Origin of the sequence: Clostridium moutaii (assembly GCF_041205085.1) — a bacterium.
GTDB classification, from domain to species: domain Bacteria; phylum Bacillota; class Clostridia; order Clostridiales; family Clostridiaceae; genus Clostridium_B; species Clostridium_B moutaii.
The window spans coordinates 181,949-207,561 of sequence record NZ_JBGEWD010000003.1 but is presented as its reverse complement, the minus strand read 5'-3'; the positions used below and the strand labels follow the sequence as shown (position 1 = coordinate 207,561).

The following is a 25,613-nucleotide window of genomic DNA, read 5'->3' as shown; positions in this document are numbered from 1 at the left end:
AAGTTCTTTAATAAATATTCTACACTATTTTTCTTTTTCCTTTAATATATGTATGAGATAATCTTATACATGTAAATTACCATAGGATTTTTCCTATGGTGACTTTACTGGATTTGTGAAACCTCATTCTTCATCATCTCATTTAGTTTTTTAACAGCATCACTTATTCCTCCCACTTCATCAATTAACCCCTGCTGTACCGCTTGTTTCCCAATTAATATTGTGCCCATGTCATTTAGAAGTTCATCTGTTTGAAGCATTAATTCAGTTAATTTTTTTTCAGTTATTTTAGATGTTCTGATAATAAATTCATTTATTCTATCCTGCATCTTATTAAAATACTCAAAGGTTTGTGGAACTCCAATTACAAGCCCCGTCATTCTCACTGGATGCACAATCATAGTGGCCGTAGGAGATATAAATGAATAATCAGATGCTGTGGCAAGAGGTACGCCAATAGAATGTCCTCCCCCTATAACAAGAGATACTGTAGGCTTGCTTAAACTTCTTATCATTTCTGCTATGGCAAGGCCTGCCTCTACATCTCCACCTACAGTATTTAAAACCACCAGCAATCCCTTTACATTACTGTCATTTTCAATTGCAATCAAGTTTGGTATTACATGTTCATATTTGGTGGTCTTGGTTTCAGAAGGCAGCTCTACATGTCCTTCTATCTGTCCTATTATGGGAAGTATTTGAATAGGATCCCTTCCCTGTGCCATATTTGTGACACCTAATTCTTTTATCTTTTGAATCTCACTATTATTTTTCTTGGTTTCATTATTTATTTTATCTGGCATTTCAATCTCCTCCTTAAACAGTCTTATCTTATGCATTTTAGGAGATCCATATACCTTTTTACCTTCCACCCAGTAAAAATTCTCTGTGAAGAGCATTTATAGCCCTGTCTGCCTTACTGCTTTCAACCAGACACCATATTGTAGTATGTGAATCAGCTGTTTGCAATACTTTTATATTTTCTTTAAATAGTACTTTAAGTATTCTTGCAATAACTCCCGGCACTCCTCTCATACCACTTCCAATAAGAGCTATTTTAGTACACTCTTTTATAGCAGAATAATTGATTCCAAGGTTTTTCATCACTATTTTGAAATTATCAATGTCATCATTATCTATAGTAAAAACTTCCTCATAGGGAAATACATTTATTAAATCTATACTTATAAGACTGTTTGCCAGTTCATCCAGCAATGTATAATAATTTTCACAGCTTTTGTTTTCATTATATTTAACTGTGATTTGAATTCTTTCATCCATGGATGTTATACCATTTATAACCTTACCGGATGCCTCTGCCACAGAATTAGTTATTATGGTACCTTTACCTTCATTTAATGTATTTTTTACCACTAAGGGTACATTTCCATTCATAGCTATTTTTACAGCTCTTGGATGTATTACTTTAGCACCCTGATCTGCCATTTGGAATACCTCATTATAACTTATTTTTTCAATTAAAGAGGCATCAGATACTATCCTAGGATCTGCCGTCATTATTCCATCCACATCTGTATATATTTCTATGGACTCGGAATTTAAGGCAGTACCTAAAAGTGCTGCAGTAACATCGCTTCCCCCTCTGCCTAAAGTGGTCACATATCCACTTTCAGATATTCCCTGAAATCCAGCAACTACTGGGATTTTTCCATTTTCCAGTATGCTCATCAATTTATCTTTTTCCACTTTTAAAACAGCAGCATCATTATAATTATCGTCAGTAATTATACCTGCCTGTCCTCCTGTTAGGGGAACAGCCTCCAATCCTAACTTTGAGAGTTCATCTGAAATAACTACAGCACTTACAATTTCTCCACAGCTCATGAGCAAGTCAATACTTAAAGAATTTTTAGCCTTAAAGTCCCTGCTTACCAGAGAAAGCAATGTATCTGTAGCATAGGGCTGACCTTTTCTGCCCATAGCAGATACAACCACAACTGGTGAAAAGCCATTATCTTTAGCTTTAAATATTTTATTTACTACTCTAGTTCTTCTTTCATGAGTAGAAACAGAAGTTCCTCCAAATTTTTGAATTAGTATTCTCATCTCAGTCCTCCATAATATTCTCATATGATTTATAAGATATTTCATATAATATATATTATAAACTTTATCAATTATCGTTCAGATCTCCAGTATCTATATCATCGCAATTTCTTAAGATTTTTTTCTTCTACATCTATTATAATTGTCTTAGCTCCTATTTTCTTAACATATTCCCATGGAACTTCTATAAATTCACTTTTCCCAAAAATACCAAATTTGGTTTTACCGTCACTTAAAATCAATATTTTTAAATTCCCTTCAGAGTCAACTATTATGTCATTATTTCCCAGACAATTAAATTTGTTACCGTCATTTACATTAATAATTTCATATCTTTCCATTTCACTATAGGATTTTATATTCTGTTCCATAGTAACCCCCCATTATATTCTTTTATATCAGATATATTAAATACTATGAATAATATATCTGACTTATTACACAAGCCCTATAATCATATGCCAACTTAGCTTTCAACCCTATTTTAATAACTTTTACAAAAGAGTACTTTTTGATCCTTGAAAAGGTTTTATATCTTTATCCAATAAGTTTTTCACAAGTTCCACATCTATATTATCACCTACAAATGCAGAATTTACTATTCCTTTACAAAAAGTATCTTTCATTATTCTATTCAGAGCATCCTCATCTATATTATCTATCTTCTTTATTATATCTTCAGGAGTACTCAATTTATTTGTAAATAGCAGAGATTTACCATTGTTGAACATTCTGCTGCTTATACTCTCCATACCCAATATATAATTGCCCTTTAACTGCTCTTTTGCTTTTATTAATTTATTGGCCCCAATGCCATCCTTTGAAAACAACTCCAACTCATCTTTTATCCTGCATATTACATCATAAACATATTTTGCATTTAATCCAGTATAAACAATAATTACCCCATTATTATTGAAAGAAGCTAAATAAGAATAAATAGAATAGCAAAGTCCCTTTTCTTCCCGTATTTTTTGAAATAATATAGAAGACGCTCCGCCTCCGTATATATTATTCAATAGCAAAAGGGAATAAATATCATCACTGCCGCTTTTAATTCCCTGTATCCCCAAACTTAAATGCAACTGTTCTATGCTTTTCTTTTTTAAAAGATGGTTGTTTAAAAGTTTTGGGAAAGAATACTTAGTTATAATTTTATTCATTCCGTTCCAATTTTTAAAGTATTTTTCTATCAATCTCTCTACTTTTTTTAGATCCACTCTACCTGCTATGGATATTACAGAATTCTCCGGTATATAATGAGAAGACACATAATCCACCAGCTGCTTTCTATTAAAAGATTTTACAGTATCAATACTTCCAAGTATGGGAAGGGATATTGAATCTTCTCCCCACATTGCCTTATTATGAAGATCTGAAAGTACATCCTCCGGTAAATCTTCACTCATATTTATCTCTTCAATTATAACGCCTTTTTCTTTTTCAATATCTTCAGATAGAAACTTACTGTTAAACAGCATATCAGCTAAAACATCTATAGCTAAATCCAGGTGGGAATCCAGTACTTTAATGTAAAAGCATGTAGCTTCCTTACCAGTAAAAGCATTCATCTGTCCACCTACCTCTTCTATACATTCAGCTATTTGAAGAGCTGTTCTATTGGCTGTTCCTTTGAAAAACATATGTTCAATAAAATGAGAAATACCATTATTATATTTTTCTTCATTTCTAGATCCGCTTTTTACCCAGAGGCCTACGCTTACAGAATTTACATAATCTATATTTTCTACAACTACTCTTAGTCCATTATCTAATTTAAATAAATTATACATTATTTTACTGCTGAAATATTAATATTATACAGCAGAAGTTTTCACCTCTCTCATCCAAACAGTTTTAATTTAATCCTAGAATTGATATTACAGGATTAATCTATTTCTCTAAGAAGAAAAATCCTATTAAAAAATAAAAAGGCACCTAAGCCCTTCTATTTTACTACTTTTCTTGAACATCTTTTTTCTCAGAATCTTTTTTCTCGGAATCTTTTATAGCATCTTTTCTGGAAAGATTTATCCTGCCTTGATTGTCTATATCAATTACTTTAACCAATATCTTATCTCCTACAGACACTATATCTTCTACTTTATTTACTCTGGTAAAATCTAATTTTGATATATGAACCAAACCTTCTTTACCTGGAAATATCTCAACAAAAGCACCGAAATTAGTTGTTTTGGTAACTTTGCCTAGATATATTTCTCCCACCAATACATCTCTTGTAAGATCATCTATTATTTTCAATGCTTTCTTAGCACTTGCACTGTCATCTGACATGACAAATATCTTTCCGTCTTCCTTTATGTCTATTTTAACTCCAGTTTCTGCTATTATCTTATTGATAACTTTTCCTCCAGAGCCTATTACATCCCTAATTTTTTCTGGATCTATAGACATAGTATATGTTTTAGGAGCATATTTTGACAGCTCTGCTCTTGGCTCAGGAATACATTCATGGATCTTTTTTAGTATAAATAACCTTGCTATCCTTGCTTTATCAAGAGTTTCTCTTATACAGCTATTAGACAGTCCATGAATTTTTGTATCAAATTGAATGGCTGTAATACCCTTTTCTGTTCCTCCAACTTTAAAATCCATATCGCCAAAGAAATCCTCCAGCCCCTGTATATCAGTTAGTATTTCCTCTTGAGACAAATCTTCACTGGTTATAAGTCCCATGGCTATTCCTGCTGCCGGTCTTTTTATGGGAACACCTGCATCTAAAAGAGCCAGAGTACTTCCGCATATACTAGCCTGAGAAGTAGAACCATTTGAACTTAGAACTTCAGATACCAACCTTATGGTATAGGGAAATTTCTCTTCACTTGGTATAAGTGGTTCCAATGCCTTTTCGGCCAAAGCTCCATGCCCTATTTCCCTTCTTCCAGGTCCTCTAAGAGGTCTTGTTTCACCTGTACTGTAGGATGGGAAATTATAATGGTGTATATATCTTTTGGATTCTTCAGACCCCACTCCATCAAGTATCTGCACATCTCCCAAAGATCCCAACGTAGCTACGGTCATTACTTGAGTCAACCCTCTTGTAAACAGTCCAGTACCATGGGTTCTAGGAAGAATTCCCACTTCACAGCTTATTGGTCTTATTTCATCAAATGCCCTTCCATCAACTCTTTTATGCTCTTTTAAAAGCATATTTCTCACTATTTCCTTTTTTATCCTGTATACTATATCTGAAATATCAGCTCCATTATCAGGATATTTTTCAGAAAATTGTTCCTCTAATTTCTTATCTACATTTTTCAGAGCTTCATTTCTTTCATCCCTGTTTACTATATACATGGCATCCTTTATCATATCAAATGCAAAATTTCTCACTTCTTCTTCTATTGTCTCATCTGCCTTGTATAGTTTTGGTTCAATTTTTTTCTTGCCATATTTTTTCATAGTTTCTTCTTGAAATGCTACTATTTTTTTACATTCTTCAAGTCCAAACATTATGGCATTGTACATTACATCCTCTGGTATTTCATCTCCTCCAGCTTCTACCATCATGACTTTATCCTTGGTAGCACACACGGTAAGATTTAAACTGCTATTTTCTCTTTGTTTTAAATCAGGATTAATTACGAACTCATCCTGCACCAGCCCTACCGATACTGCTGCCACTGGAGTAGTAAAGGGAATACTTGATATACAAAGGGCTAATGAAGCTCCATTTATGGCTAATATATCAGGTGCATTGTCCTGATCAACAGATAACACCGTACACACTACCTGAACATCATTTCTATAGCCTTTTGGAAATAGCGGTCTAAGAGGCCTATCTATTGCCCTAGCATGCAATATGGCCTTTTCAGAAGGCTTTCCCTCCCTTTTTATAAAACCTCCAGGAATCTTTCCAACAGAATACAATCTCTCCTCATATTCTATACTTAAAGGGAAAAAATCTACTCCTTCTCTAGGTTTATCTGAAGAATTTGCATTGATTAAAACCACTGTATCTCCATAACTTATTAACATGGCACAATCAGAAAGTTTACCTACTTTTCCATAATCAACTTTTAAGGTTCTTCCTGCAATAGTAGTTTGAATTATTTCACTCATTAAAAATATACCTCCTCCCAATGGATTATAATTTTGTTAAAATAATAGAGCGGTATAAGCCCGCTCTCAAAGATTATTTTCTTAAATTTAATGCCTTAATAATAGTACGATATCTTTCAATATCCTGCTTAATTAAGTAATTAAGAAGACCCCTTCTCTTACCAACCATCATTAAAAGACCTCTTCTAGAGTGATGATCCTTTTTATGAATCTTTAAATGTTCGTTTAGATGATTTATTCTCTCTGTAAGCAGCGCTATTTGCACTTCTGGAGATCCCGTATCTCCCTCATGTCTCGCATATTTTTTCATTATTTCTTCTTTAAATGCCTTTTCCATTTTGTTACACCTCCAATTGTTAATCCCCTTTATTCCAAGAACAACGTTGGCAAGTCGAAATTCTTAGCATAAGGATCACGTCTGTAATTATAGCAAATAAACCTAGTATTGTAAATTAATTTTTAAAATTAATTTCTAATTTTTTTTACTTGCATACATCTTATCCCTCTTTAACTGATCGGCTAATTCAGTTAAACTATTGAATTTTAACTCATCTCTAATTCTTTCAATAAAATGTATTTTTATATTTTTATCGTATATATCTCCGTTAAAACCCAGTATATTGGTTTCAATACTGAGTTTATTGTCATAAGTGGTGGGATTATATCCTACATTGGTTATACCTTTAAATATTCTACCATCCAATTCCACCCTGGTATAATACACTCCGCCCTTCGGTATTACAAATTTTTTATTATAATCCAAGTTCACCGTAGGAAAGCCCAATTTTCTTCCCAACTGTTTTCCATGTATTACACTACCCTGTATCATAAAAGGTCTTGTCAAGAGCATATTTGCTTTTTTCATGTCTCCTTCATCAGTTATGATGTTCCTTATAATTGAACTGCTAACTATTTGTCCTTTGTATTTTACTGAATCTATAACATATAAATAAAATTTATATGTCTTGCTTAATTTTTTTAATAGATTTACATCTCCCAGATTCTTATACCCAAACCTATAATTAAATCCAACTACAAATCCCTTAGCCCTATAATTATTTAAAAGATGAATTACAAAATCCTCAGGACATATCTTCATAAGCTCTTTATTAAAGTTTGCCATATTTATTATATCCAAACCTGCATTTCTTAATACATCTATTTTAGAGGGGTTATCCATTAAAATCTTAGGTGCTAAATCAGGATTTATAGTCATAAGCGGGTGATTTTTAAATGTAAACACCATGCTCTTTGACCCATTATTTCTGGCAAGCTTGATGGTTTTGTTTATAAGTCTCATATGTCCCAGATGAAGTCCATCAAAACTTCCCAATGCTATATATGTATTCTCCATAAAATGCTTTTTAAAATTATCTTCTATGACTTTCATAATTAATTACCTCGAATATATAACTTCACCATTTTAAATTCAAAAGTTTTACGCATACCCAAACCTATAAATTTATTTTCATGGATATAAACTCTATATAGTTTCTCCTCTAATATTTTACTCAAAAATATTTTATCCTTTATGGGGATTCCATTTAAGACATTTTTTACATATATATCTTCAACTATGACTTTAGGATATTGTTCCAGTGCCTTCTCTACAGGAGCAATATGCTGTGATATGTTTTCAATACTTAGATCTTTTAAATCAATGGAATCTAAAATATCAAAGTTCCCCGTGGATGTTCTCTTTAAATTCCACATGATAGCTCCACAATTTAACTTATTGCCAATATCATGACAAAGACTTCTTATATAAGTTCCTTTGGAACATCTTACTTTAAATACTAAATGTGGTAATTCTATATCCACAATATCTATAGAATATATTGTAATTTTTCTTTTTTCCCTTTCCACTTCTATACCCTGTCTTGCTAAATCGTAAAGTCTTTTTCCCTTTATCTTTATAGCAGAATACATAGGCGGCATTTGTTCTATTTCACCCTGGAAGCTTAAAATTGCACTTTTTATATCCATTTCACTTAGATTAAAATCTGAAGTATCTATTACAGTACCTTCTCTATCATAAGTATCCGTTGTAACCCCAAGTTTCATGTCGGCCAAATATACTTTTTCATTTTTCATTATATAGTCTACAAACTTGGTGGCTCCCCCTATGCACACTGGCAGCACCCCTGAAGCAATTGGATCAAGAGTACCTGCATGACCTACTTTTTTGTTTTTTGACAAAGACTTAATTTTTCTAACCACATCAAAAGATGTAATACCAGTGGGTTTATTTATATTCAAAATTCCATTCATCATATAAACTCTTTTTCAACTTCCTTCACTATCATGTTCTTTACCTCATCCATAGTTTTATGTGAAACCATAAGTCCGCTGGCCCTTATATGTCCTCCTCCATTAAAAGCCTCAGCTACTTTTCTCACATCCACCCTTGATTTAGATCTAAGGCTTGCTTTTACTCCGTCTTCTACCTGTTTTAATAGGATTCCAACTTCTACAGTATCTATTTTCATTCCTATATTTATAATATCAGAAGTATCTATATCCGCTCCCATACCAGACTGAGAAAGCATGTCACTTGTAATCTGTATAACACAAATTTCATTTTTTATAAGCTGCATGCCTTCAATTGCCTTTCCATAAAGTTTTATCTTCTCAAATTTTTTATTATCAAAAATAATCCTGTGAATTTGGCTAAAATCTATACCCGTATTTATCAAATCTCCTGCTATAGTATGAGTTACAGAAGTGGTGCTGCTATACCTAAAAGAACCACTATCTGTAATTATAGATGTATAAAGACACTTTGCCATGTCTTTATCTATATCGATGCCCATAAGCCTAAGTATTTGATATACTATTTCCGCTACAGCAGCTGCATTTGTATCTACATAATTTAAATGCCCATAGAGTTCATTTGTTACGTGATGATCTATATTTATTATCGTATATACCGTATCTTTAAAATCCAAATCTGCATTTATTCTCTTTACATCTCCACAGTCCAGCACTATTACACATTGGGTGTCCGGATCCGCTTTAAAACTCCTGCCATCTATTTCTTCACTGTAGGGTAAAAATTTAAAATCCTCCAATATTTCCTCTTTTGCAAGTATTTTAACTTTTTTACCTATTTTTTTCAATCCCTGGAATAATGCCAGCGAGCTTCCAAGTGCATCTCCATCAGGAGAAGAATGAAAAGTAATTGCAATCTTATTGCAATCTTTTATCCTATTGATTATATCATTCATTATCATGCTTTTCATTCTCCTTTATTTTATGAAGAATATCATCTATATGCATTCCATATTCTATGGTATTGTCAAGTTCTATAATTATTTCCGGTGTATTTCTAAGTTTTATCCTATGCCCAACTTCTCTTCTTATAAATCCTTCTGAATTTTTAAGTGCCTCAAGGGTTTCCTCTTTTGACTTATTTTTTCCATAGATGCTCAAGTAAACCTTAGCGTATTTTTGATCTTTTGTAACATCAACTTTTGTAACGCTCACCATAGCAGTTACTCTGGGATCCTTTATGTCATCTCTTATTATATTGCTTATTTCCTTTTTCATCTCTTCATTTATTCTTCCGCTTCTATAGTTAGCCACAAAATATCACCTCTCATTTATAACTCCTTTTTCTTAACTTCTTCCATAACGTAAGCTTCAACTACGTCTCCTTCTTTTATATCATTAAACTTTTCAATGGAAAGACCACATTCATACCCTTCTGCAACTTCTTTTACATCATCTTTAAATCTTTTTAAAGATGCCAGCTCCGATTCAAATATGACTATTCCATCTCTTATTATCCTCACCTTAGAACTTCTTACCATTTTTCCCTGAATTATATAGCATCCTGCAATAGTTCCCACATTGGATATCTTATAAGTCTGCCTGATTTCAGCTTTTCCAAGTACAACTTCCTTATAATCTGGTTCTAACATTCCCACCATAGCGGCTTTTATATCTTCTATGGCATTATATATAACTCTGTAAGTTTTTATATCCACGGATTCCTTTTCAGCAGCGTTTTGTGCATTGATGTCAGGTCTCACATTAAATCCTATTATTATGGCATTTGAAGCTGAAGCCAAAGTTACATCTGTTTCCGTTATGGCACCAACCGCTCCATGTATTACCCTAACTTTTACCTCTTCATTAGAAAGTTTTTGAAGGGATTGTTTTAATGCTTCTATAGAACCCTGTACATCTGCTTTTACTATTATATTCAGTTCTTTTACTTTTCCCTCTTTTATCTGATTATATAAGTTCTCCAATGAAACTTTATGAGTAGACTGAAGGTATTCTTCTCTTACTTTCTGCTTTCTTTTCTCCGCTATATCCCTTGCACTTTTTTCATTTTTAACTTGATGAAACCTATCTCCTGCTGCTGGTACTTCAGACAATCCAAGTATCTCCACCGGAATAGAAGGACCTGCTGATTTAATCTTCTTTCCCTTGTCATCAAACATGGCTCTCACTCTTCCATAAGTACTCCCCACTATTACAGAATCCCCCACATGAAGTGTTCCATTTTGAACAAGAAGAGTAGCAACGGCTCCTCTGCCTTTATCAAGTTTTGCCTCTATTACAGTTCCCTTTGCATTTCTATGAGGATTTGCCTTTAATTCCTGCATTTCAGCTGTTAAAAGTACCATTTCAAGCAATGTATCAATTCCCTCTTTAGTATGGGCAGATACCGGTATACATATGATATTTCCTCCCCAATCCTCAGGTACTAAGTCATACTCTGTCAATTCTTGCTTTACTTTATCAACATTAGCCCCTGGTGTATCTATCTTATTTATAGCTACGACTATTGGCACATCAGCGGCCTTACAATGATTTATGGCCTCTGCAGTTTGAGGCATTATTCCATCATCTGCTGCCACGACTAAAATAACTATATCTGTAATTTGAGCCCCCCTGGCCCTCATTGCAGTGAATGCTTCATGTCCTGGAGTATCAAGAAAAGTTATTTTCTCACCATTTATAGTAACAGTATAAGCACCTATGTGCTGTGTTATTCCTCCTGCCTCAGTGGCAGTTACTTTTGACTTTCTTATAGCATCCAAAAGGGATGTTTTTCCGTGATCCACATGTCCCATGACAGTTATAATAGGGGGCCTTTTTTCTAAATTAGCATCTTCTTCTTCTTCATCTTCCTGTTGTTCCACTGCTTCTTTATCTATATCCTTTTCTTCTTTCAATACAGTTACATTGAATTTTTCACCCAGCTTTTCCGCTGTACCAAAATCTATTTCCTGATTTATAGCTGCCATTACTCCCATAAATATAAGCTGTTTAATAACTTCTGTAGAAGGTTTACCTATTTTTTCAGAAAACTCTTTTACAGTTATGGTATCTTCTATTTTTATGATTTCCTGTGAATCCTTATTTTCCAAACTTTTTTCCCCTTGCTTATCATCTGTTTTATTGCTATTTTTATTACTTCCGCTCTTATCTATATCCTTGTGAGGTTTTTCATCCGTTAAATTATCATTTTTAAGTTCCTGTTCTCCCTCCTCCTTATTTTTATTTTCTTCAATGAACTCTTTAATTAACTCCGCATCTTCATCCTCTACTGCACTCATATGATTTTTTACTTTTACCCCAAATTCCTCTAAAAGCAATTCAATTAATTTTTTGCTGGATATATTTAACTCTTTAGCCAATTCATAAATTCTTATTTTTGACAAATCTTTCACCTCCGAAACTAAAGTTTCTCATTTTTTTTCCACAGTTCAAACAGAACTTTTCCCATTTTATTGTCTGAAATACCTATTATATTTATTTCCTTCAATCCAATTGCACCTCCAAGCTGCTCTTTGCTGTATTGTGTTTTTATAACAGGAACATTGTAGCTACAGCTATAATTCAAAAATTTTTTGCAGGTATTTTTAGAAATATCCCGAGACATTATCACAAAATATAATTTATTTTTCTTTATTATATTTTCACATATATTATATCCCTCTACGAGCTTTCCTGCACGCTTTGTCAATCCCATAAATTGCAAAAATTTATCTGTCATTTTCTATCTGGTCCTTTAAACTGTTATATAAAGTTTCATCTATCTGTATCTCAAGATTCTTTTGAAGCCTTTTATTTTTAAAAGCTTTCTCAAGACACTGAGTATCCCTACATATATAAGCACCTCTGCCATTTTTCTTTCCAGTAGGATCTACGGAAACCTCCCCCTCTTTGCTCTTTACTATCCTTATCAGTTCCTTTTTAGGTTTCATCTCCATACAGCCTGTGCACATCCTCTTGGGAATCTTTTTTTGCTTCATATACACACCACCTTAATTAATTTTATTTCTCTTCATTTTCCTCTTCTTTAGGTTCTACCTGGGATTTGCTTTTTATATCTATTTTCCATCCTGTAAGTTTAGCCGCCAGTCTTACATTTTGTCCTTCCTTACCTATAGCTAAGGACAGTTGATTGTCATCTACTACAATTTGTGCAAATTTCATATCTTCATCCAAAGTCACATCTAGAACTTTAGCAGGGCTAAGTGCATTGGCTATATACTCTTCCGGAAGTTTGCTCCATTTTATTATATCTATCTTTTCATTTTTTAACTCGTTCACTATACTTTGAACTCTTATTCCCTTTGGTCCAACACAAGCACCCATAGGATCTACATTTTCATCACTGGAATGTACTGCAATTTTTGTTCTGAATCCCGCTTCCCTTGCTATGGACTTTATATCAACAGTTCCATCAAATATTTCAGGTACTTCAAGTTCAAACAATCTTTTTATAAGCCCTGGATGGGTTCTTGATATTACAATTTGAGCCCCTTTTGTAGTATTCTTAACTTCTACAATATATAATTTTAATTTATCATTAAAGTTGTACTTTTCACCAGGCATTTGTTCATTAGGTCCGAGTACAGCTTCTATTTTCCCAAGGTCAATAAGTACATTGTTTTTATCTTTTCTTATAACAGTTCCAGTTATCATATCCTCTTCTTTTTCTGCAAAGTCACTGTATATAATTCTTCTTTCCTCTTCTTTTATTCTTTGAATAACCACCTGCTTTGCTGCTTGAGCAGCTACTCTTCCAAACTTTCTCGGAGTGACCTCTATGTTCACCACATCACCTATATTATAGTGTGGATCCAATTGTTTTGCATCCTCCACATTTATTTCAGCAACTTCATCATTTACTTCTTCTACTACATTTTTTTGAGAATACACATGAATTTCTCCATTCTCTCTATTCATAGTAACCTTAACATTTTGATTGCTTACTCCATGTCCCATATAATTTTTTTTATAGGCTGCAACCAATGCATCCTCTATAGTTGTAAACAATAAATCTTCGCTTATCCCTTTTTCCCTTACTATTTCTCTTAAGGCTTCTATAAACTCCTTATTCATTTTAAAATATACCTCCCCTAAACATCACCTTTTAAATTTACAGCAGAAATTTTCTCTCTGGGAATAATAATATCCTCATCTTTACAATTAATTTTTAATTGTTCTTTATCAAATTCCAAAAGCTTTCCCTCATATTTTTTCTTACCCTTTAAAAGTCCCAGTATACTCACCGTTACATTATATCCAATATACCTTTTTAAATGTTCATCTGTATAAAGTGTTCTTTCAATACCAGGCGATGAAACCTCCAAATAATAAGAATCTTTTATGGGATCCTCTTTATCTAATATGTCACTAACTGCCCTGCTTACATTTTCACAATCTTGAAATGATATATTTCCCTCTTCTTTATCTATATATATTCTCAGGTAGTTGTTTTTTCCCTCTTTTTTTAATTCCAAATGATACAGTTCATAATTTAAATCATAAACTACAGGTTTTACAAACTCCAATATTTTTTTTGTCAAGGCACTTCCTCTCACTTTAAATCCTCCTTCTTTATTTATACATGTTATACAATATTTTTGAAAAAATGTTATTTAGTTGTTTATAATTTAAAAACGCAACTTTCGCTGCGTTTTTTACAAATAGAAAGAGCGGGTTCAAACCCACTCCTATGTGTCATACTAACTTCTGTAGATTTACCTCTTTCATTTTAACATACTGCACTTCCTATTTCAAGAAAAATTATCTATAAGTTTATCCGAAGCTATAAGTGTTAACACTTACAGCTTTGTAAAGTGGGAGACAGACACTGCTGCACCCAGTATAAGTTCTTCTAGGATTCAGATACAAAAAGCATTCCTTATGAGAAAACTCCACCTGAAGAACCTAAAAATCACTTTATACACTTTATATCAGCTCAGCACATTTTGAACCACACGTTCCATGTTCTTATAAGATATTCTCTCCAAATCTTCATTATTATATCCCCTTTTTTTTAAAATATTTAATAAATTAGGTATCCTAGAAGCATCTTCAATTCCTGGAGTTTTTATATAATTTTCTTCTTGAAATGAGGAAAGAGTTTTAGGATCTATATAATCTCCAAAATCAAACCCAAAACCCACATGATCTATTCCAATCAAGTTCACTATATAATCTATATGATTTGCCAGTTTTTCAGCAGATGGTTTATTCTTGTCTATAAAATCCACCCAGGAATTAACTCCTATAACACCATTTCTCTCACCTATAGCCTTAATCTGATCATCTTTCAAATTTCTTGGAGCATTACATAGATTATATACGTTGGAATGCGAAGCTATGAAAGGTTTAGTTGTGTTTTTATATATATCCCAGAATGTTTTTTCATTTCCGTGGGACACATCAACTATCATGCCCAATTCTTCCATTTTCTTTATTAGTTTTATACCGGATTTTGTAAGCCCTCTATCATGATGAATACTTCCAACTCCTGTTGCAAATTCATTCTCTCTATTCCACGTAAGCATACCATGTCTCACTCCAAACCTGTACATGACATCTATAAGGCTTACATCACCTTTGAAGCCATCCATACCTTCCATACCAATCACTATGGCAAGTTTATCTTTTTTATTCAATTCAAGTAAATCATTGTATTTGCATACAATGCCGGCACATTCATTCATATCCTCGATTTCTTCCGAAACAGCACTCATGATCTGAAGCATTCTCCATGTACAATCCTTATCAAAATAAAGTGGTTCAATCCATATTCCTAAAATCGAAGCTCCTACATGCCCCTCTTTTAATTTATCCATATGATAATTTTTTATAATGTCTTTTTCACCATTTAATCGTCTCACAGTGACATCTGTAAATATGTCCGAATGTGCATCAAAAACTTTCATTTGACCTTTACCTCCGTATCAATTGTTATTGGAATAACTCTGTTCTAATTCAATATACTTGAAATCAATCTTTTTGTATAATCATGTTTAGGTGAATTAAATACATCCTTTGAATTTCCCATTTCAACAAATTCACCTTTATACAAAACCCCTACCCTGTTACTTATATATTTGACTACAGCCATATTATGGGAAATAAATAAATAAGTCATATGTTTTTCATTTTGGATATCTTTTAAAAGATTTAAAATCTGTGCCTGAACTGATACATCAAGTGCAGAAGTAGGTTCATCTAGAATTATAACTTCTGGCTCTGTAATTATAGCTCTAGCAACAGCTATTCTCTGTCTTTGTCCGCCAGAAAACTCATGTGGATATCTGTCTAAATGCTGTTCTTGAAGTCCAACACTCTTTATAAGTTTTGCAAGATTTTGCCTGGATCCTTTTTCCTGCCTAATTGATTTCGGCAGCGCTAAAAGCGGTTCTGAAATTATACTCTTTATAGTCATTCTAGGATCAAGTGAAGAGCGAGGATCTTGAAATACAATTTGAATTTTTCCATACTCACCACAATTGTATTTATTGTTTTTCCATAGTTCTCTATCTTTAAAAATCACATTACCTGATGAAGGCGAATGTATTCCTACTATTATATTGGCAATAGTGGATTTACCAGATCCTGATTCACCAACTAGTCCAAAAGTCTCACCTTTATTTAATTTAAAAGAAACTCCTTTCAATGCAGAAAACTTACCAAACACCTTTTTCAAATTTTTAATTTCTAAAATAGTTTCCATCACTTATCAACCTCCCAGCAATAAAAAACATGATTCTCTGAATCTTTTTTTTGCGGCGGAGCCTCTTTCAAGCATCTATCGGTTTTAAAAAGGCACCTGGAAGCAAATATACATTCCTTAGGTCTGTATCTAAGATCAGGTACTTCTCCCTTTATTTCTTGAAGCCTTATATTCGGATCAACTTTATCTGGAAGCGCATTTAGAAGTGCTTGTGTATATGGATGCTCTGGTTTTTCTAATACATCTTTCGTATATCCTCTTTCAAGTACTTTACCACCATACATTACACAAACTTTATCACTTACAGCTCTTACTACACTAAAGTCATGTGTAATTAATAAAACAGCAGTATTTCTTTTCTTTACAAGTTCCTTCATCAAATTTAATATTTCAGCTTGTATAGTTACATCCAGGGCAGTAGTAGGTTCATCCGCAATTAAAAGTTTAGGTTCATTACACATGGCAAGAGAAATAACTATTCTTTGTCTCATACCTCCTGAAAGTTCAAATGGATATTTATTAGCTATATATTCTGGATTATCAAAATGAACATCCCTTAAGTTCTTAAGCATTATTTCTGTTGCTTTTTCCTTTGATACTCCTGAATTTTGTATTATTACATTTAAAATTTGTTTTCCAACCTTCATTGTAGGATGAAGGGCAGTCATAGGCTCTTGAAAGACCATACCTATTTTTTTACCTCTATATTCCTGTATCTCTTTTCCTTTTAATTTTAAAAGATCATTATTTTCAAACAACACTTGTCCATTTTCTATATTGGAATTTTTATCCAAAAGTCCTAGTACAGAATACGCTGAAACAGATTTACCTGATCCAGATTCTCCTACTATGGCAAGTATCTCGCCTTCATTTACAGAAAAAGATACGTTGTCAAGTACATGGATTCTCCCTTCAAAAGTATCAAAAGATACAGATAAGTTTTCTACATTTAACAAAGCATTTTCCTCCTATCTCAAAGATTTAGGATCAAGTACATCTCTTAGACCATCTCCTATTAGATTAAAACCAGTTGAAGCTAAAAAAACTGCAAATCCAGGGAAAGTAGGATACCACCATTGTTCAAGCATATACTTAAATCCTGTGCTTATCATAGTTCCCCATTCTGGAGTTGGCGGCTTTGCTCCAAGTCCCAAGAAGCCTAGTGTTGCTACAAGTAAAATAGTATCTCCTAAATCTAAAGTGATTTGAATAATTATAGGAGTTATGGCATTTGGAATAATGTGCCTAAATATTATATATATATTAGATAAACCAAAGGTACTAGCCGCTTTTACATATAGGTTGTTTTTTAGAATGAGTGCTTCACCTCTGGCTAATCTAACATATACAGGAATTTTTACTATAGCGATGGCAAGCATAACGTTAAATAAGCTAGAACCTAATATTGCAGCTATAACCATTGCAAGTATAAGAGTTGGGAATGCCAGAACCATGTCCATTAATCTCATTATTATTTGGTCTACATACCCGCCAAAATATCCACATACTGACCCTATAAAAGCACCTATAAATCCTGCAGTAACAACTACACTTATTCCTGTAGTTAGAGATATTCGAGTTCCATAAATAATCCTCGTTAAAATATCACGTCCAACTTCATCTGTTCCAAATAAATGTTTCATACTTGGAGCCTGAAATCTATCTAGTATATTCATTTTTGTAGGATCATAACTTGTTATATAAGGTGCAAAAATAGCCAGAAGTGCCATTATTATTATTATGGCAAATCCCAATATAGTCATTGGATTCTTTTTTATCTTATAAAGAATAATACTACTATTTTTACTTTTTTTCTTTAAGATATTATTATTGGCTTCTATCTCTAAGTTCATAAGTATTCCTCCTATTCTCTAGTCTGCGGATTCAAAAACATGTATAAAATATCAACTATCAAGTTTATGAGAACATAACCTATTACAACTACGATGGTAAATCCCATTATGGATTGGAAATCTAGAAATGCTATTGAATCAACTACATATTTACCCATTCCAGGCCAGTTAAAGACAGTCTCTGTTACTACTGCTCCACCTAAAAGTCCTCCAAGTGATAATCCAACTACAGTTATTGTAGGAACTAATGCATTTCTAAGTGCATAAGACACAATTAAACACTTTTCTTTTATACCATTTGCTCTAGCAGTTTTTATATATTCTTCATTTAGTACTTCAATCATGCTCGATCTAACTTGTCTTGTAATTGTTGCAAGTTGTGCATAAGATAAAACAATTGCAGGCAGTATAAGATGCCTCAAGCTATCTTTAAATACTGCAAAGTTTCCAGTAAGTAAACTATCTATTGTTATAAGACCAGTTATTTTAGTGTTAAAAACTACACCTAATGATAATCGTCCTGAAGAAGGAAGTAAATTTAACTTTGAATAAAATATGAGTATTAAAATAATTCCTCCCCAAAATGCTGGAATGGAAACTCCTCCTATACAGAAGATTCTCCCCAAATAATCAATTATTGTATTTTGCTTTAAACTTGTTAAAACACCTAATGGAATTCCCACTATAAGAGCTATTAAAAATGCATATAAAACTAATTCCAAAGTAGCTGGAAAATATGTTGCAATATCTGATATAACTGGCTGTTGTGTTCTTATTGATACACCCAAATTCCCGGATAAGAGACCTTTCATATAAATAAAATATTGAACTATCAAAGGCTTATCTAATCCAAGCTGTTTTCTGATATTAATAAGAGTATCCTGTGAAGCTCTCTGTCCGGCCATCATTCTGGCGGGATCTCCTGGAATTACATGAGATAAAAGGAATACTATTAAGCTAACTCCAAAAATAACTAATATCATTAATAAAAGTCTTTTAATAATAATTTTCTTCATATATTTCCTCCTATATAGACTAAATTAAACATTATGTCCAAAATTTTAAAATAACTTATCCCTTTAAAACAGGATAAGTTATTTTATTTTTTATTTACTCATATCTGCCAAATTATATATTCCCTCTAGCATTGGATTGTAAACAAATCCCTTTACATTTTTGTTCATTGGTAATATAAACTGCTTTTGATATAAATAAACATATGGTGCATCATTTATGACTATTTTCTGTGCTTGATTATATAGTTCCGTACGTTGAGATCTATCAGTTATAGAAGCTGCCTTTCTGACTAAATCATCTACCGTAGGGTTAACATAAAAAGCTCTATTTCCTGCAAGACCCTGATCCTTTGAATCAAACCAATAATTCATAAACATATATGGATCCGCATAATCTGGACTCCAAACTCCCATTGCCAGATCAAATTTTCCTGAATCGAGCATATCTCTCATAGTTGCATAAGCTACTTTGCTTAAATTTACATTTATTCCAATGTCTTTTAAATTACTCTGCAATATCAAAGCTTCCTGTTCCCAGTTAGGAAATCTATCTGAATAAAGTAATGTAAGTTGAACATTGCTTACTCCTGCTTCCTTTAACAGGGATTTTGCTTTTTGTACATTTTTAGTATATTTAAAGGCAGATGGATTATATCCCCATAACCCTTTTGGTACAGGACTCGCTATTGGAGAAGCATAACCCTGCATAACTTTGCTTATTATGGAATTGTAATCAACAGCATAGCTTATAGCTTGTCTTACTTTTATATTTTGAAGTGCAGCATTACCTTTTGTACAATTTAAATATACATAATCAACCAGCAAACTTGGTTTCTTTACAATTGAAATATTTTGATTACTCTTGAGTTTATCAATCTGATCAATATCTATTCCTTCTGCAATATCAACATCACCCTTTTCAAGTTCTAGCCTAGCTGCCGAAGCATCTGAAACCAATTTAAAATATACATCCTTTAAAGTTGGTTTTTTAGCATAATTAGGATTCAAAGAAAGATGTATATAAGAACCTTTTTTCCATTCTGTAAGTTGATAAGGTCCACTTCCATCAGTATGATTAGACAAATAAGTTTGAGCCTCATCACCATTTTGTTCATGCGCCATTACTTTAGGATTAACTATTCCACCATAGTTAGTAGCAAGTGTAGACAAAAATTGCGGAAAAGCACTATTTAAAACAAACTGAACTGTATACTTATCTGGTGCATTTATAGTTTGTATTACTTTATAAGTATCAGCTGGCCCCTTCTTAACAGCAAGTATTCTTTCAAAAGAAAATTTTACAGCTTGAGAATCAACTTCAGTTCCATCTACGAATTTGTGTCCTTTTGCTAAATGAAAAGTCCATGTAAGTCCGTCACTACTTGTTTCCCATTTAGTTGCAAGCCCAGGTTTTACATCTGTAGATGCACCATTAAATTCAACTAATCTCTCATATGTAGGATAAGTTATTTTAACTGCCATATTATCCATTGTACCTGCTGGATCTAAAGTTCCCATGTCACCATTAATAGCAATAGTCAACTTACTCTTATCTGCTGAACTAGATCCATTTGCATCACTTGAAGAATTTGTATTTCCACACCCAACTGCTGATAAAGATAAACAAACTCCTACAAGAATTGCACAAAATTTCTTGTACATTTTTAGTCCCCCTCTTGAATTTATGAATTTATTTTTTTTATATTATTTAAATTTTATAATATAATCGCATGTTTTTTAAATATTGTTTAAAATATTATCATCATTTAGCTTTTTTTGCAATACAATTTTATTAATTAATCATATATTATTATGCTAAAATAATATTTTTATCCTGTTTAATTTATAAGATTATAAAAAATACCCATATATTATCATTTTTTGTCATTCAAAAATTTTTTTATTATATTTACAACAAAAATATTTTTTAACTTGTAATGATATATTTATATCTATTATTTCAATATTCTGTACTTTATATTAAATATTAATCAACTACTTCTTGGGTACGGTGGAGTTATCCCGCAAGAAATACCTTCCGAACCTTAAAAGAAACTTATCCAGGGACGCAACATTTGCCTATCAGCTCCACTTTACAAAGCTGGGGTCTGATGTTTAAGCAATGTAATGGACTAAAATATAGGCATATACCGTGTAGAAACTATATAGTTTCTACACGGTATATGCCTATAATCGAAAATTAAGTATATTATAAGATGTTTTATATACAATTATATCTACACAAATAAAGACAACTGATTGGTTTCAGGCAGTCCTCTTAAAGCTCCATATTTATCTAAGGTTTCTATTACTGTTTTGGAAACCTTCGCCCTGATTCTCAAATCTTCCTTGGATATAAACTCCCCTTTTTCTCTGGCTTCCACTATATTCCCAGCAGCATTTTCTCCTACACCCGAAAGAGAATTTATGGGAATTCTTATGCCCTCATCCTCCATTAAAAACCTTTTTGCATCAGATTTATACAAATTTACCTTTAAAAATTTTATTCCTCTTTTATACATCTCATAGCACAATTCCAATATTGTAATCAGTCCTTTGTCCTTTTGAGTTATATTATTACCCATTGCATAGAGTTCATCCCTTTTTTTCTTTATAGCTTCTTCACCTTGAACAACTATATCAGCATCAAATTCATCTGCTCTTACTGTAAAATACGTAGCATAATATGCCTTGGGATAGTATACTTTAAAATATGCTATTCTAACTGCCATCATTACATAGGCTACCGCATGGCCTTTAGGAAACATATACTTTATCTTTTTGCAGGATTCAATATACCAATTGGGGACATCATGTTCTTTCATTTCTTTTTCATATTCCTCTTTAAGCCCCTTGCCTTTTCTTACCTTTTCCATTATAGTAAAGGCTGTCTTTGGCGGAAGGCCTTTATGAATTAAATACATCATTATATCATCTCTGCAGGCTATACAGTCTCTAAGAGTAGTATAGCCCTCTTTTATATAGTACTGGGCATTATTTATCCACACATCAGTTCCATGGGACAATCCTGATATTCTGACTAAATCCGAAAAAGTTTTAGGATGTGTATCCAGTAACATCTGTCTTACGAACTTAGTTCCAAATTCAGGCAATCCATAAGTTCCTACAGGACACTCAAGTTCTTCTTTAGTAACTCCCAGTGCATCCGGAGATGTAAATAAACTCATCACTTTATGATCTCCAAGAGGTATACTTTTAGGATCAACTCCTGTTAAATCCTGAAGCATTCTAAGCACCGTAGGATCATCATGCCCAAGTATATCCAGCTTTAAAAGTCTTCCGCTTATGGAATGATAGTCAAAATGTGTTGTTATTATATCTGTATTATTGTCATCCGCAGGATGCTGCACAGGTGTAAAATTATATATCTCATTGTCACTTGGAACTACCATAACCCCTCCAGGGTGTTGACCCGTAGTTCTTTTTATTCCTGTGCACCCCTTTGTAAGTCTTTCTATTTCAGCTTGAGGCACAATCATATTTTTTTCTGATAAATATTTTTTTACATATCCATAAGCAGTTTTTTCAGCTATGGTACCTATAGTACCTGCTCGAAATACATGTCCTTCACCAAATAGCACCTCCGTGTATTTGTGTACTACAGGCTGATATTCCCCCGAAAAATTCAAATCTATATCCGGTTCCTTGTCACCTGCAAATCCCAGGAATGTTTCAAAAGGTATATCATAACCATCTTTTATAAGCTTTTCACCACATTTAGGACAGTTTTTATCTGGCAAATCAGCTCCAGCTCCTATAGAACCATCTGCAAAGAATTCACTGTACTTACATTTTGGGCATACATAGTGAGGCGGCAGTCCATTTACCTCTGTAATACTTGACATAGTGGCTACGAGAGAAGAACCTACTGATCCCCTGGAGCCAACTAAATAACCATCTTTATAGGATTTTGCCACCAATTTTTCTGCAATTAAATAAAGTACTGCATACCCATTATTTATTATAGAACTTAATTCCTTATCCAATCTTTTCTGAACAATTTCAGGAAGATCTTTACCATAAATGGAATGTACTTTTTTAAGTGTCATATCCTTTATTTGATCTTCTGCACCTTCAATTTTAGGAGGGAAGGTTTCATCAGGTATAGGTTTCACTTCTTCTATCATATCTGAAATTTTATTGGTGTTTTCAATAACTACTTCCTCTGCTTTTTCCCTGCCTAAGTATTGAAATTCAGAAAGCATTTCATCTGTAGTTCTAAAATAAAGAGGTGGCTGATTATCTGCATCCGAGTAGCCTTGGCCTGACATTATTATGCGCCTAAACACCTCATCTTTCGGATCCATAAAATGTACATCTCCTGTAGCCACCACAGGCATGTTATTTTTTTGCCCAAGTTCACATATTCTCTTGTTTATGTTTTCCAACTCAATTTTATCTTTAACTAACCCATTTTTTACAAGAAACATATTATTTCCTATAGGTTGTATTTCCAAATAATCATAAAAATTCAACATATCCTTTAGTTCTTCATCACTTTTGCCGCTTAATACTTCTTTATACACCTGACCTGCTTCACAGGCACTCCCTATTATGAGTCCCTCTCTGTATTTCATTATCAAACTTTTAGGCATTCTGGGCTTTTTAAAAAAGTAATTCAGATTGGATTGAGACACAAGTTTATATAAATTTTTAAGTCCTGTTTGATTTTTAACCAATATTATAAGATGATACATAGTTTGCTTTTTTATATCTATATTACTTAAAAATTCCTCATTCAATTTATATAAATTCAAAATGTCCCTTTCTCTGAGAATTTTAAAACATTTCAAAAGTATATCACAAGTAGCTCCAGCATCATCTACTGCCCTGTGATGGTTTTCCAAAGATATTCCCAGATGTTTTGCCACTACATTCAATTTGAATTTTTTAAGTTCTGGGAATAAAAATTTACACAGTGGGATTGTGTCCATAGTGGGATTATCAAACTTTAAATTTAAATCATTACAATTCTTCTTTATAAATCCGACATCAAAGCTGGCATTATGCGCCACCACCACGGAATCACCTATGAATTTCATAAATTTGGGTAAGATCTCCTTTATATTGCCACAGTTTTCCACCATTTCATCTACGATTCCTGTAAGTTCCACAATACGATCAGGTATGGCCCTTTCTGGATTTACAAATTCACTGAATTTATCCACCACTTTTTCATCTTTTATCTTCACTGCACCTATTTCTATTATGCTGTCGTTTATACTAGAAAAACCGGTGGTTTCAATATCAAAAACCACATAGGTATCATTTAATGTTCTGTCATCTCCATTTATCACAATAGGTACTCCATCATCCACCAGATAGGATTCTATACCATATATTATTTTGATATTGTTTTTCTTAGCAGCCTCCATGGCTTCTGGATAAGCCTGAACTACTCCATGATCTGTTATAGCGATAGCTTTATGATTCCAACTAGCTGCCCTCTCAATAAGGCTTGAAGCAGAGCTAACCGCATCCATGGCACTCATTTGAGTATGTAGATGGAGTTCCACTCTCTTTTTGGGTGCATTATCCACCTTTTCCTTTTTCTTGATTTTAACTATATCCCTGGCCATTATAACCAATTCCCTGGCATAAATATCATTTACAGCTTCTCCCCTTACCATGCAAAAAAGGCCCTCTTTTATTTCATCTATTATTCTATCTGCATCTTTAGGTCTTGGAAAAAACTTTACAATAATAGAGCTGGTATAGTCTGTTATGTAAAAAGTAATTATTTTTCTCCCAGTTTTAGTTTCTATAACTTCCTTTTTAAATATCTCTCCCTTTATAATAACTGCCTTAGAAATTTCCGTTATGTTTCGAATATCCACAATATCTCCGTTTATATTTTTCCCAATTATAACAGGATTTCTGTCAGTAATACTACTCTCCTGTGAAAATTTTTTACCTCCACTGTTCTGTTTAGATTCCCGAGCACCTCTGCACATTTCGCCTTCTTTATTTTGACAATTCAAAATATCTTTTATGTACCTTTTTTCCTCTTTTTCGCTTTCTTCTAGATAATTCTCCACATTTAGTTTTTCATCATAATCCAATATTACAGAACAGTTAACTCCAAATATATTTCTAATGCTTCTGATCATAAGTTTTTCTATATTCTTGTTTTTCAGCAGGTTGCATATGAACTCATTTCCACTAAAAACTTTAATTATATCCTTCTCCACTTTTCTAGATGATTTCAACAAAAATTCCTTGCAAACAGGTATATATGAACTTAAGACATCTACCAATTGAGCCCAATAATTTTCACTTATTTCTTTTAAAGACACATTGGATATATCCCGATAGCATATGAGATCAATATTAAAAAAATTTCCAAGCTTTTTATTGATTATGCTTTTTATTTTACTCTGTATACTGTGATTTAAATTTTCTCCAGATTTGACTATTACCTTCAATTTATTGCTCTTTCTCAAATATTGTATCTTTAGTAATTTTATATCTTCTTCCAGGGTATGGCTATCGTAATCCAAGTCCTTCTGCAAAATTTTTACAATATCAAGACTCATCTTTTACCCCCTCTCCTTATAACCCTATTGTTTATTT

At 32.8% G+C, this 25,613-nt stretch carries 22 protein-coding genes; all 22 read right to left on the bottom strand.

What is annotated here, in order from left to right:
- Positions 1-104 precede the first annotated feature (104 nt).
- The 22 genes from AB8U03_RS05345 to AB8U03_RS05240 all read right to left on the bottom strand — a co-directional run bounded on the left by AB8U03_RS05345 (position 105) and on the right by AB8U03_RS05240 (position 25,576).
- Entirely contained in the window at positions 105-803 is a 699-nt protein-coding gene (locus AB8U03_RS05345) for a ClpP family protease (RefSeq protein WP_369703519.1), read from the bottom strand.
- Positions 804-861: 58 nt separating this feature from the next.
- Positions 862-2,067 carry an aspartate kinase gene (dapG, locus tag AB8U03_RS05340; RefSeq protein WP_369703518.1) on the bottom strand — a complete coding sequence of 402 codons (1,206 nt, stop codon included), beginning with the start codon at positions 2,065-2,067 and terminating at the stop codon, positions 862-864.
- 98 nt (positions 2,068-2,165) lie between these two features.
- Positions 2,166-2,438 (bottom strand): YlmC/YmxH family sporulation protein, encoded by a 273-nt coding sequence (locus AB8U03_RS05335; RefSeq protein WP_369703517.1) that lies wholly within the window; start codon positions 2,436-2,438, stop codon positions 2,166-2,168.
- Between the two features lie 123 nt (positions 2,439-2,561).
- On the bottom strand, positions 2,562-3,860 hold the full coding sequence (locus tag AB8U03_RS05330; protein ID WP_369703516.1) for a M16 family metallopeptidase: 1,299 nt from the start codon (positions 3,858-3,860) through the stop codon (positions 2,562-2,564).
- Between the two features lie 163 nt (positions 3,861-4,023).
- Positions 4,024-6,150 carry a polyribonucleotide nucleotidyltransferase gene (locus AB8U03_RS05325; RefSeq protein ID WP_369703515.1) on the bottom strand — a complete coding sequence of 709 codons (2,127 nt, stop codon included), beginning with the start codon at positions 6,148-6,150 and terminating at the stop codon, positions 4,024-4,026.
- A 73-nt stretch (positions 6,151-6,223) separates the two neighbouring features.
- On the bottom strand, positions 6,224-6,487 hold the full coding sequence (gene rpsO / locus AB8U03_RS05320) for a 30S ribosomal protein S15 (protein ID WP_369703514.1): 264 nt from the start codon (positions 6,485-6,487) through the stop codon (positions 6,224-6,226).
- A 135-nt stretch (positions 6,488-6,622) separates the two neighbouring features.
- Positions 6,623-7,540, bottom strand: coding sequence for a bifunctional riboflavin kinase/FAD synthetase (locus AB8U03_RS05315; protein WP_369703513.1), 918 nt, complete (start codon positions 7,538-7,540; stop codon positions 6,623-6,625).
- Between the two features lie 2 nt (positions 7,541-7,542).
- The gene (gene truB / locus AB8U03_RS05310; protein WP_369703556.1) at positions 7,543-8,421 is read right to left on the bottom strand and encodes a tRNA pseudouridine(55) synthase TruB; all 879 of its coding nucleotides are present in this window, start codon (positions 8,419-8,421) and stop codon (positions 7,543-7,545) included.
- Positions 8,421-9,383, bottom strand: a complete 963-nt coding sequence (locus AB8U03_RS05305) for a DHH family phosphoesterase (protein WP_369703512.1) — start codon at positions 9,381-9,383, stop codon at positions 8,421-8,423. The genes truB and AB8U03_RS05305 overlap by 1 nt, the downstream gene beginning before the upstream one ends.
- Positions 9,370-9,735, bottom strand: coding sequence for a 30S ribosome-binding factor RbfA (gene rbfA, locus AB8U03_RS05300; protein ID WP_369703511.1), 366 nt, complete (start codon positions 9,733-9,735; stop codon positions 9,370-9,372). The genes AB8U03_RS05305 and rbfA overlap by 14 nt, the downstream gene beginning before the upstream one ends.
- Before the next feature lie 17 nt (positions 9,736-9,752).
- Positions 9,753-11,828: a translation initiation factor IF-2 gene (gene infB / locus AB8U03_RS05295; RefSeq protein WP_369703510.1), complete on the bottom strand. Its 2,076-nt coding sequence runs from the start codon at positions 11,826-11,828 to the stop codon at positions 9,753-9,755.
- Positions 11,829-11,845: 17 nt separating this feature from the next.
- The gene (locus AB8U03_RS05290) at positions 11,846-12,139 is read right to left on the bottom strand and encodes a ribosomal L7Ae/L30e/S12e/Gadd45 family protein (protein ID WP_369703509.1); all 294 of its coding nucleotides are present in this window, start codon (positions 12,137-12,139) and stop codon (positions 11,846-11,848) included.
- Positions 12,140-12,152: 13 nt separating this feature from the next.
- Positions 12,153-12,422 carry an RNase P modulator RnpM gene (gene rnpM, locus AB8U03_RS05285; protein ID WP_369703508.1) on the bottom strand — a complete coding sequence of 90 codons (270 nt, stop codon included), beginning with the start codon at positions 12,420-12,422 and terminating at the stop codon, positions 12,153-12,155.
- A gap of 22 nt (positions 12,423-12,444) precedes the next feature.
- On the bottom strand, positions 12,445-13,518 hold the full coding sequence (gene nusA / locus AB8U03_RS05280) for a transcription termination factor NusA (RefSeq protein WP_369703507.1): 1,074 nt from the start codon (positions 13,516-13,518) through the stop codon (positions 12,445-12,447).
- Between the two features lie 17 nt (positions 13,519-13,535).
- On the bottom strand, positions 13,536-14,000 hold the full coding sequence (gene rimP / locus AB8U03_RS05275; RefSeq protein WP_369703506.1) for a ribosome maturation factor RimP: 465 nt from the start codon (positions 13,998-14,000) through the stop codon (positions 13,536-13,538).
- Between the two features lie 375 nt (positions 14,001-14,375).
- Positions 14,376-15,353 (bottom strand): dipeptidase, encoded by a 978-nt coding sequence (locus tag AB8U03_RS05270; protein ID WP_369703505.1) that lies wholly within the window; start codon positions 15,351-15,353, stop codon positions 14,376-14,378.
- Positions 15,354-15,397: 44 nt separating this feature from the next.
- Positions 15,398-16,150 (bottom strand): ABC transporter ATP-binding protein, encoded by a 753-nt coding sequence (locus tag AB8U03_RS05265; protein WP_369703555.1) that lies wholly within the window; start codon positions 16,148-16,150, stop codon positions 15,398-15,400.
- Complete coding sequence (locus AB8U03_RS05260; protein WP_369703504.1) at positions 16,150-17,106, bottom strand: ABC transporter ATP-binding protein; 957 nt, start codon at positions 17,104-17,106, stop codon at positions 16,150-16,152. Before AB8U03_RS05260 ends, AB8U03_RS05265 begins: the two co-directional genes overlap by 1 nt.
- Before the next feature lie 12 nt (positions 17,107-17,118).
- Positions 17,119-18,003, bottom strand: coding sequence for an ABC transporter permease (locus tag AB8U03_RS05255; protein WP_369703503.1), 885 nt, complete (start codon positions 18,001-18,003; stop codon positions 17,119-17,121).
- A gap of 11 nt (positions 18,004-18,014) precedes the next feature.
- Positions 18,015-19,019 (bottom strand): ABC transporter permease, encoded by a 1,005-nt coding sequence (locus AB8U03_RS05250; RefSeq protein ID WP_369703502.1) that lies wholly within the window; start codon positions 19,017-19,019, stop codon positions 18,015-18,017.
- Positions 19,020-19,109: 90 nt separating this feature from the next.
- A complete protein-coding gene (locus AB8U03_RS05245; RefSeq protein ID WP_369703501.1) occupies positions 19,110-20,681 on the bottom strand; it encodes an ABC transporter substrate-binding protein in 1,572 nt (523 codons plus the stop codon).
- Between the two features lie 575 nt (positions 20,682-21,256).
- Complete coding sequence (locus AB8U03_RS05240) at positions 21,257-25,576, bottom strand: PolC-type DNA polymerase III (protein WP_369703500.1); 4,320 nt, start codon at positions 25,574-25,576, stop codon at positions 21,257-21,259.
- Between the last annotated feature and the right edge of the window lie 37 nt (positions 25,577-25,613).

What these genes read in the sequence shown, in the direction of transcription:
- AB8U03_RS05345 (WP_369703519.1), bottom strand. Translation starts at nt 803, where the DNA reads ATGCCAGATAAAATAAATAATGAAACCAAGAAAAATAATAGTGAGATT.
- dapG (WP_369703518.1), bottom strand. Translation starts at nt 2,067, where the DNA reads ATGAGAATACTAATTCAAAAATTTGGAGGAACTTCTGTTTCTACTCAT.
- AB8U03_RS05335 (WP_369703517.1), bottom strand. Translation starts at nt 2,438, where the DNA reads ATGGAACAGAATATAAAATCCTATAGTGAAATGGAAAGATATGAAATT.
- AB8U03_RS05330 (WP_369703516.1), bottom strand. Translation starts at nt 3,860, where the DNA reads ATGTATAATTTATTTAAATTAGATAATGGACTAAGAGTAGTTGTAGAA.
- AB8U03_RS05325 (WP_369703515.1), bottom strand. Translation starts at nt 6,150, where the DNA reads ATGAGTGAAATAATTCAAACTACTATTGCAGGAAGAACCTTAAAAGTT.
- rpsO (WP_369703514.1), bottom strand. Translation starts at nt 6,487, where the DNA reads ATGGAAAAGGCATTTAAAGAAGAAATAATGAAAAAATATGCGAGACAT.
- AB8U03_RS05315 (WP_369703513.1), bottom strand. Translation starts at nt 7,540, where the DNA reads ATGAAAGTCATAGAAGATAATTTTAAAAAGCATTTTATGGAGAATACA.
- truB (WP_369703556.1), bottom strand. Translation starts at nt 8,421, where the DNA reads ATGAATGGAATTTTGAATATAAATAAACCCACTGGTATTACATCTTTT.
- AB8U03_RS05305 (WP_369703512.1), bottom strand. Translation starts at nt 9,383, where the DNA reads ATGATAATGAATGATATAATCAATAGGATAAAAGATTGCAATAAGATT.
- AB8U03_RS05290 (WP_369703509.1), bottom strand. Translation starts at nt 12,139, where the DNA reads ATGGGATTGACAAAGCGTGCAGGAAAGCTCGTAGAGGGATATAATATA.
- rnpM (WP_369703508.1), bottom strand. Translation starts at nt 12,422, where the DNA reads ATGAAGCAAAAAAAGATTCCCAAGAGGATGTGCACAGGCTGTATGGAG.
- nusA (WP_369703507.1), bottom strand. Translation starts at nt 13,518, where the DNA reads ATGAATAAGGAGTTTATAGAAGCCTTAAGAGAAATAGTAAGGGAAAAA.
- AB8U03_RS05270 (WP_369703505.1), bottom strand. Translation starts at nt 15,353, where the DNA reads ATGAAAGTTTTTGATGCACATTCGGACATATTTACAGATGTCACTGTG.
- AB8U03_RS05265 (WP_369703555.1), bottom strand. Translation starts at nt 16,150, where the DNA reads ATGGAAACTATTTTAGAAATTAAAAATTTGAAAAAGGTGTTTGGTAAG.
- AB8U03_RS05255 (WP_369703503.1), bottom strand. Translation starts at nt 18,003, where the DNA reads ATGAACTTAGAGATAGAAGCCAATAATAATATCTTAAAGAAAAAAAGT.
- AB8U03_RS05250 (WP_369703502.1), bottom strand. Translation starts at nt 19,019, where the DNA reads ATGAAGAAAATTATTATTAAAAGACTTTTATTAATGATATTAGTTATT.
- AB8U03_RS05245 (WP_369703501.1), bottom strand. Translation starts at nt 20,681, where the DNA reads ATGTACAAGAAATTTTGTGCAATTCTTGTAGGAGTTTGTTTATCTTTA.
- AB8U03_RS05240 (WP_369703500.1), bottom strand. Translation starts at nt 25,576, where the DNA reads ATGAGTCTTGATATTGTAAAAATTTTGCAGAAGGACTTGGATTACGAT.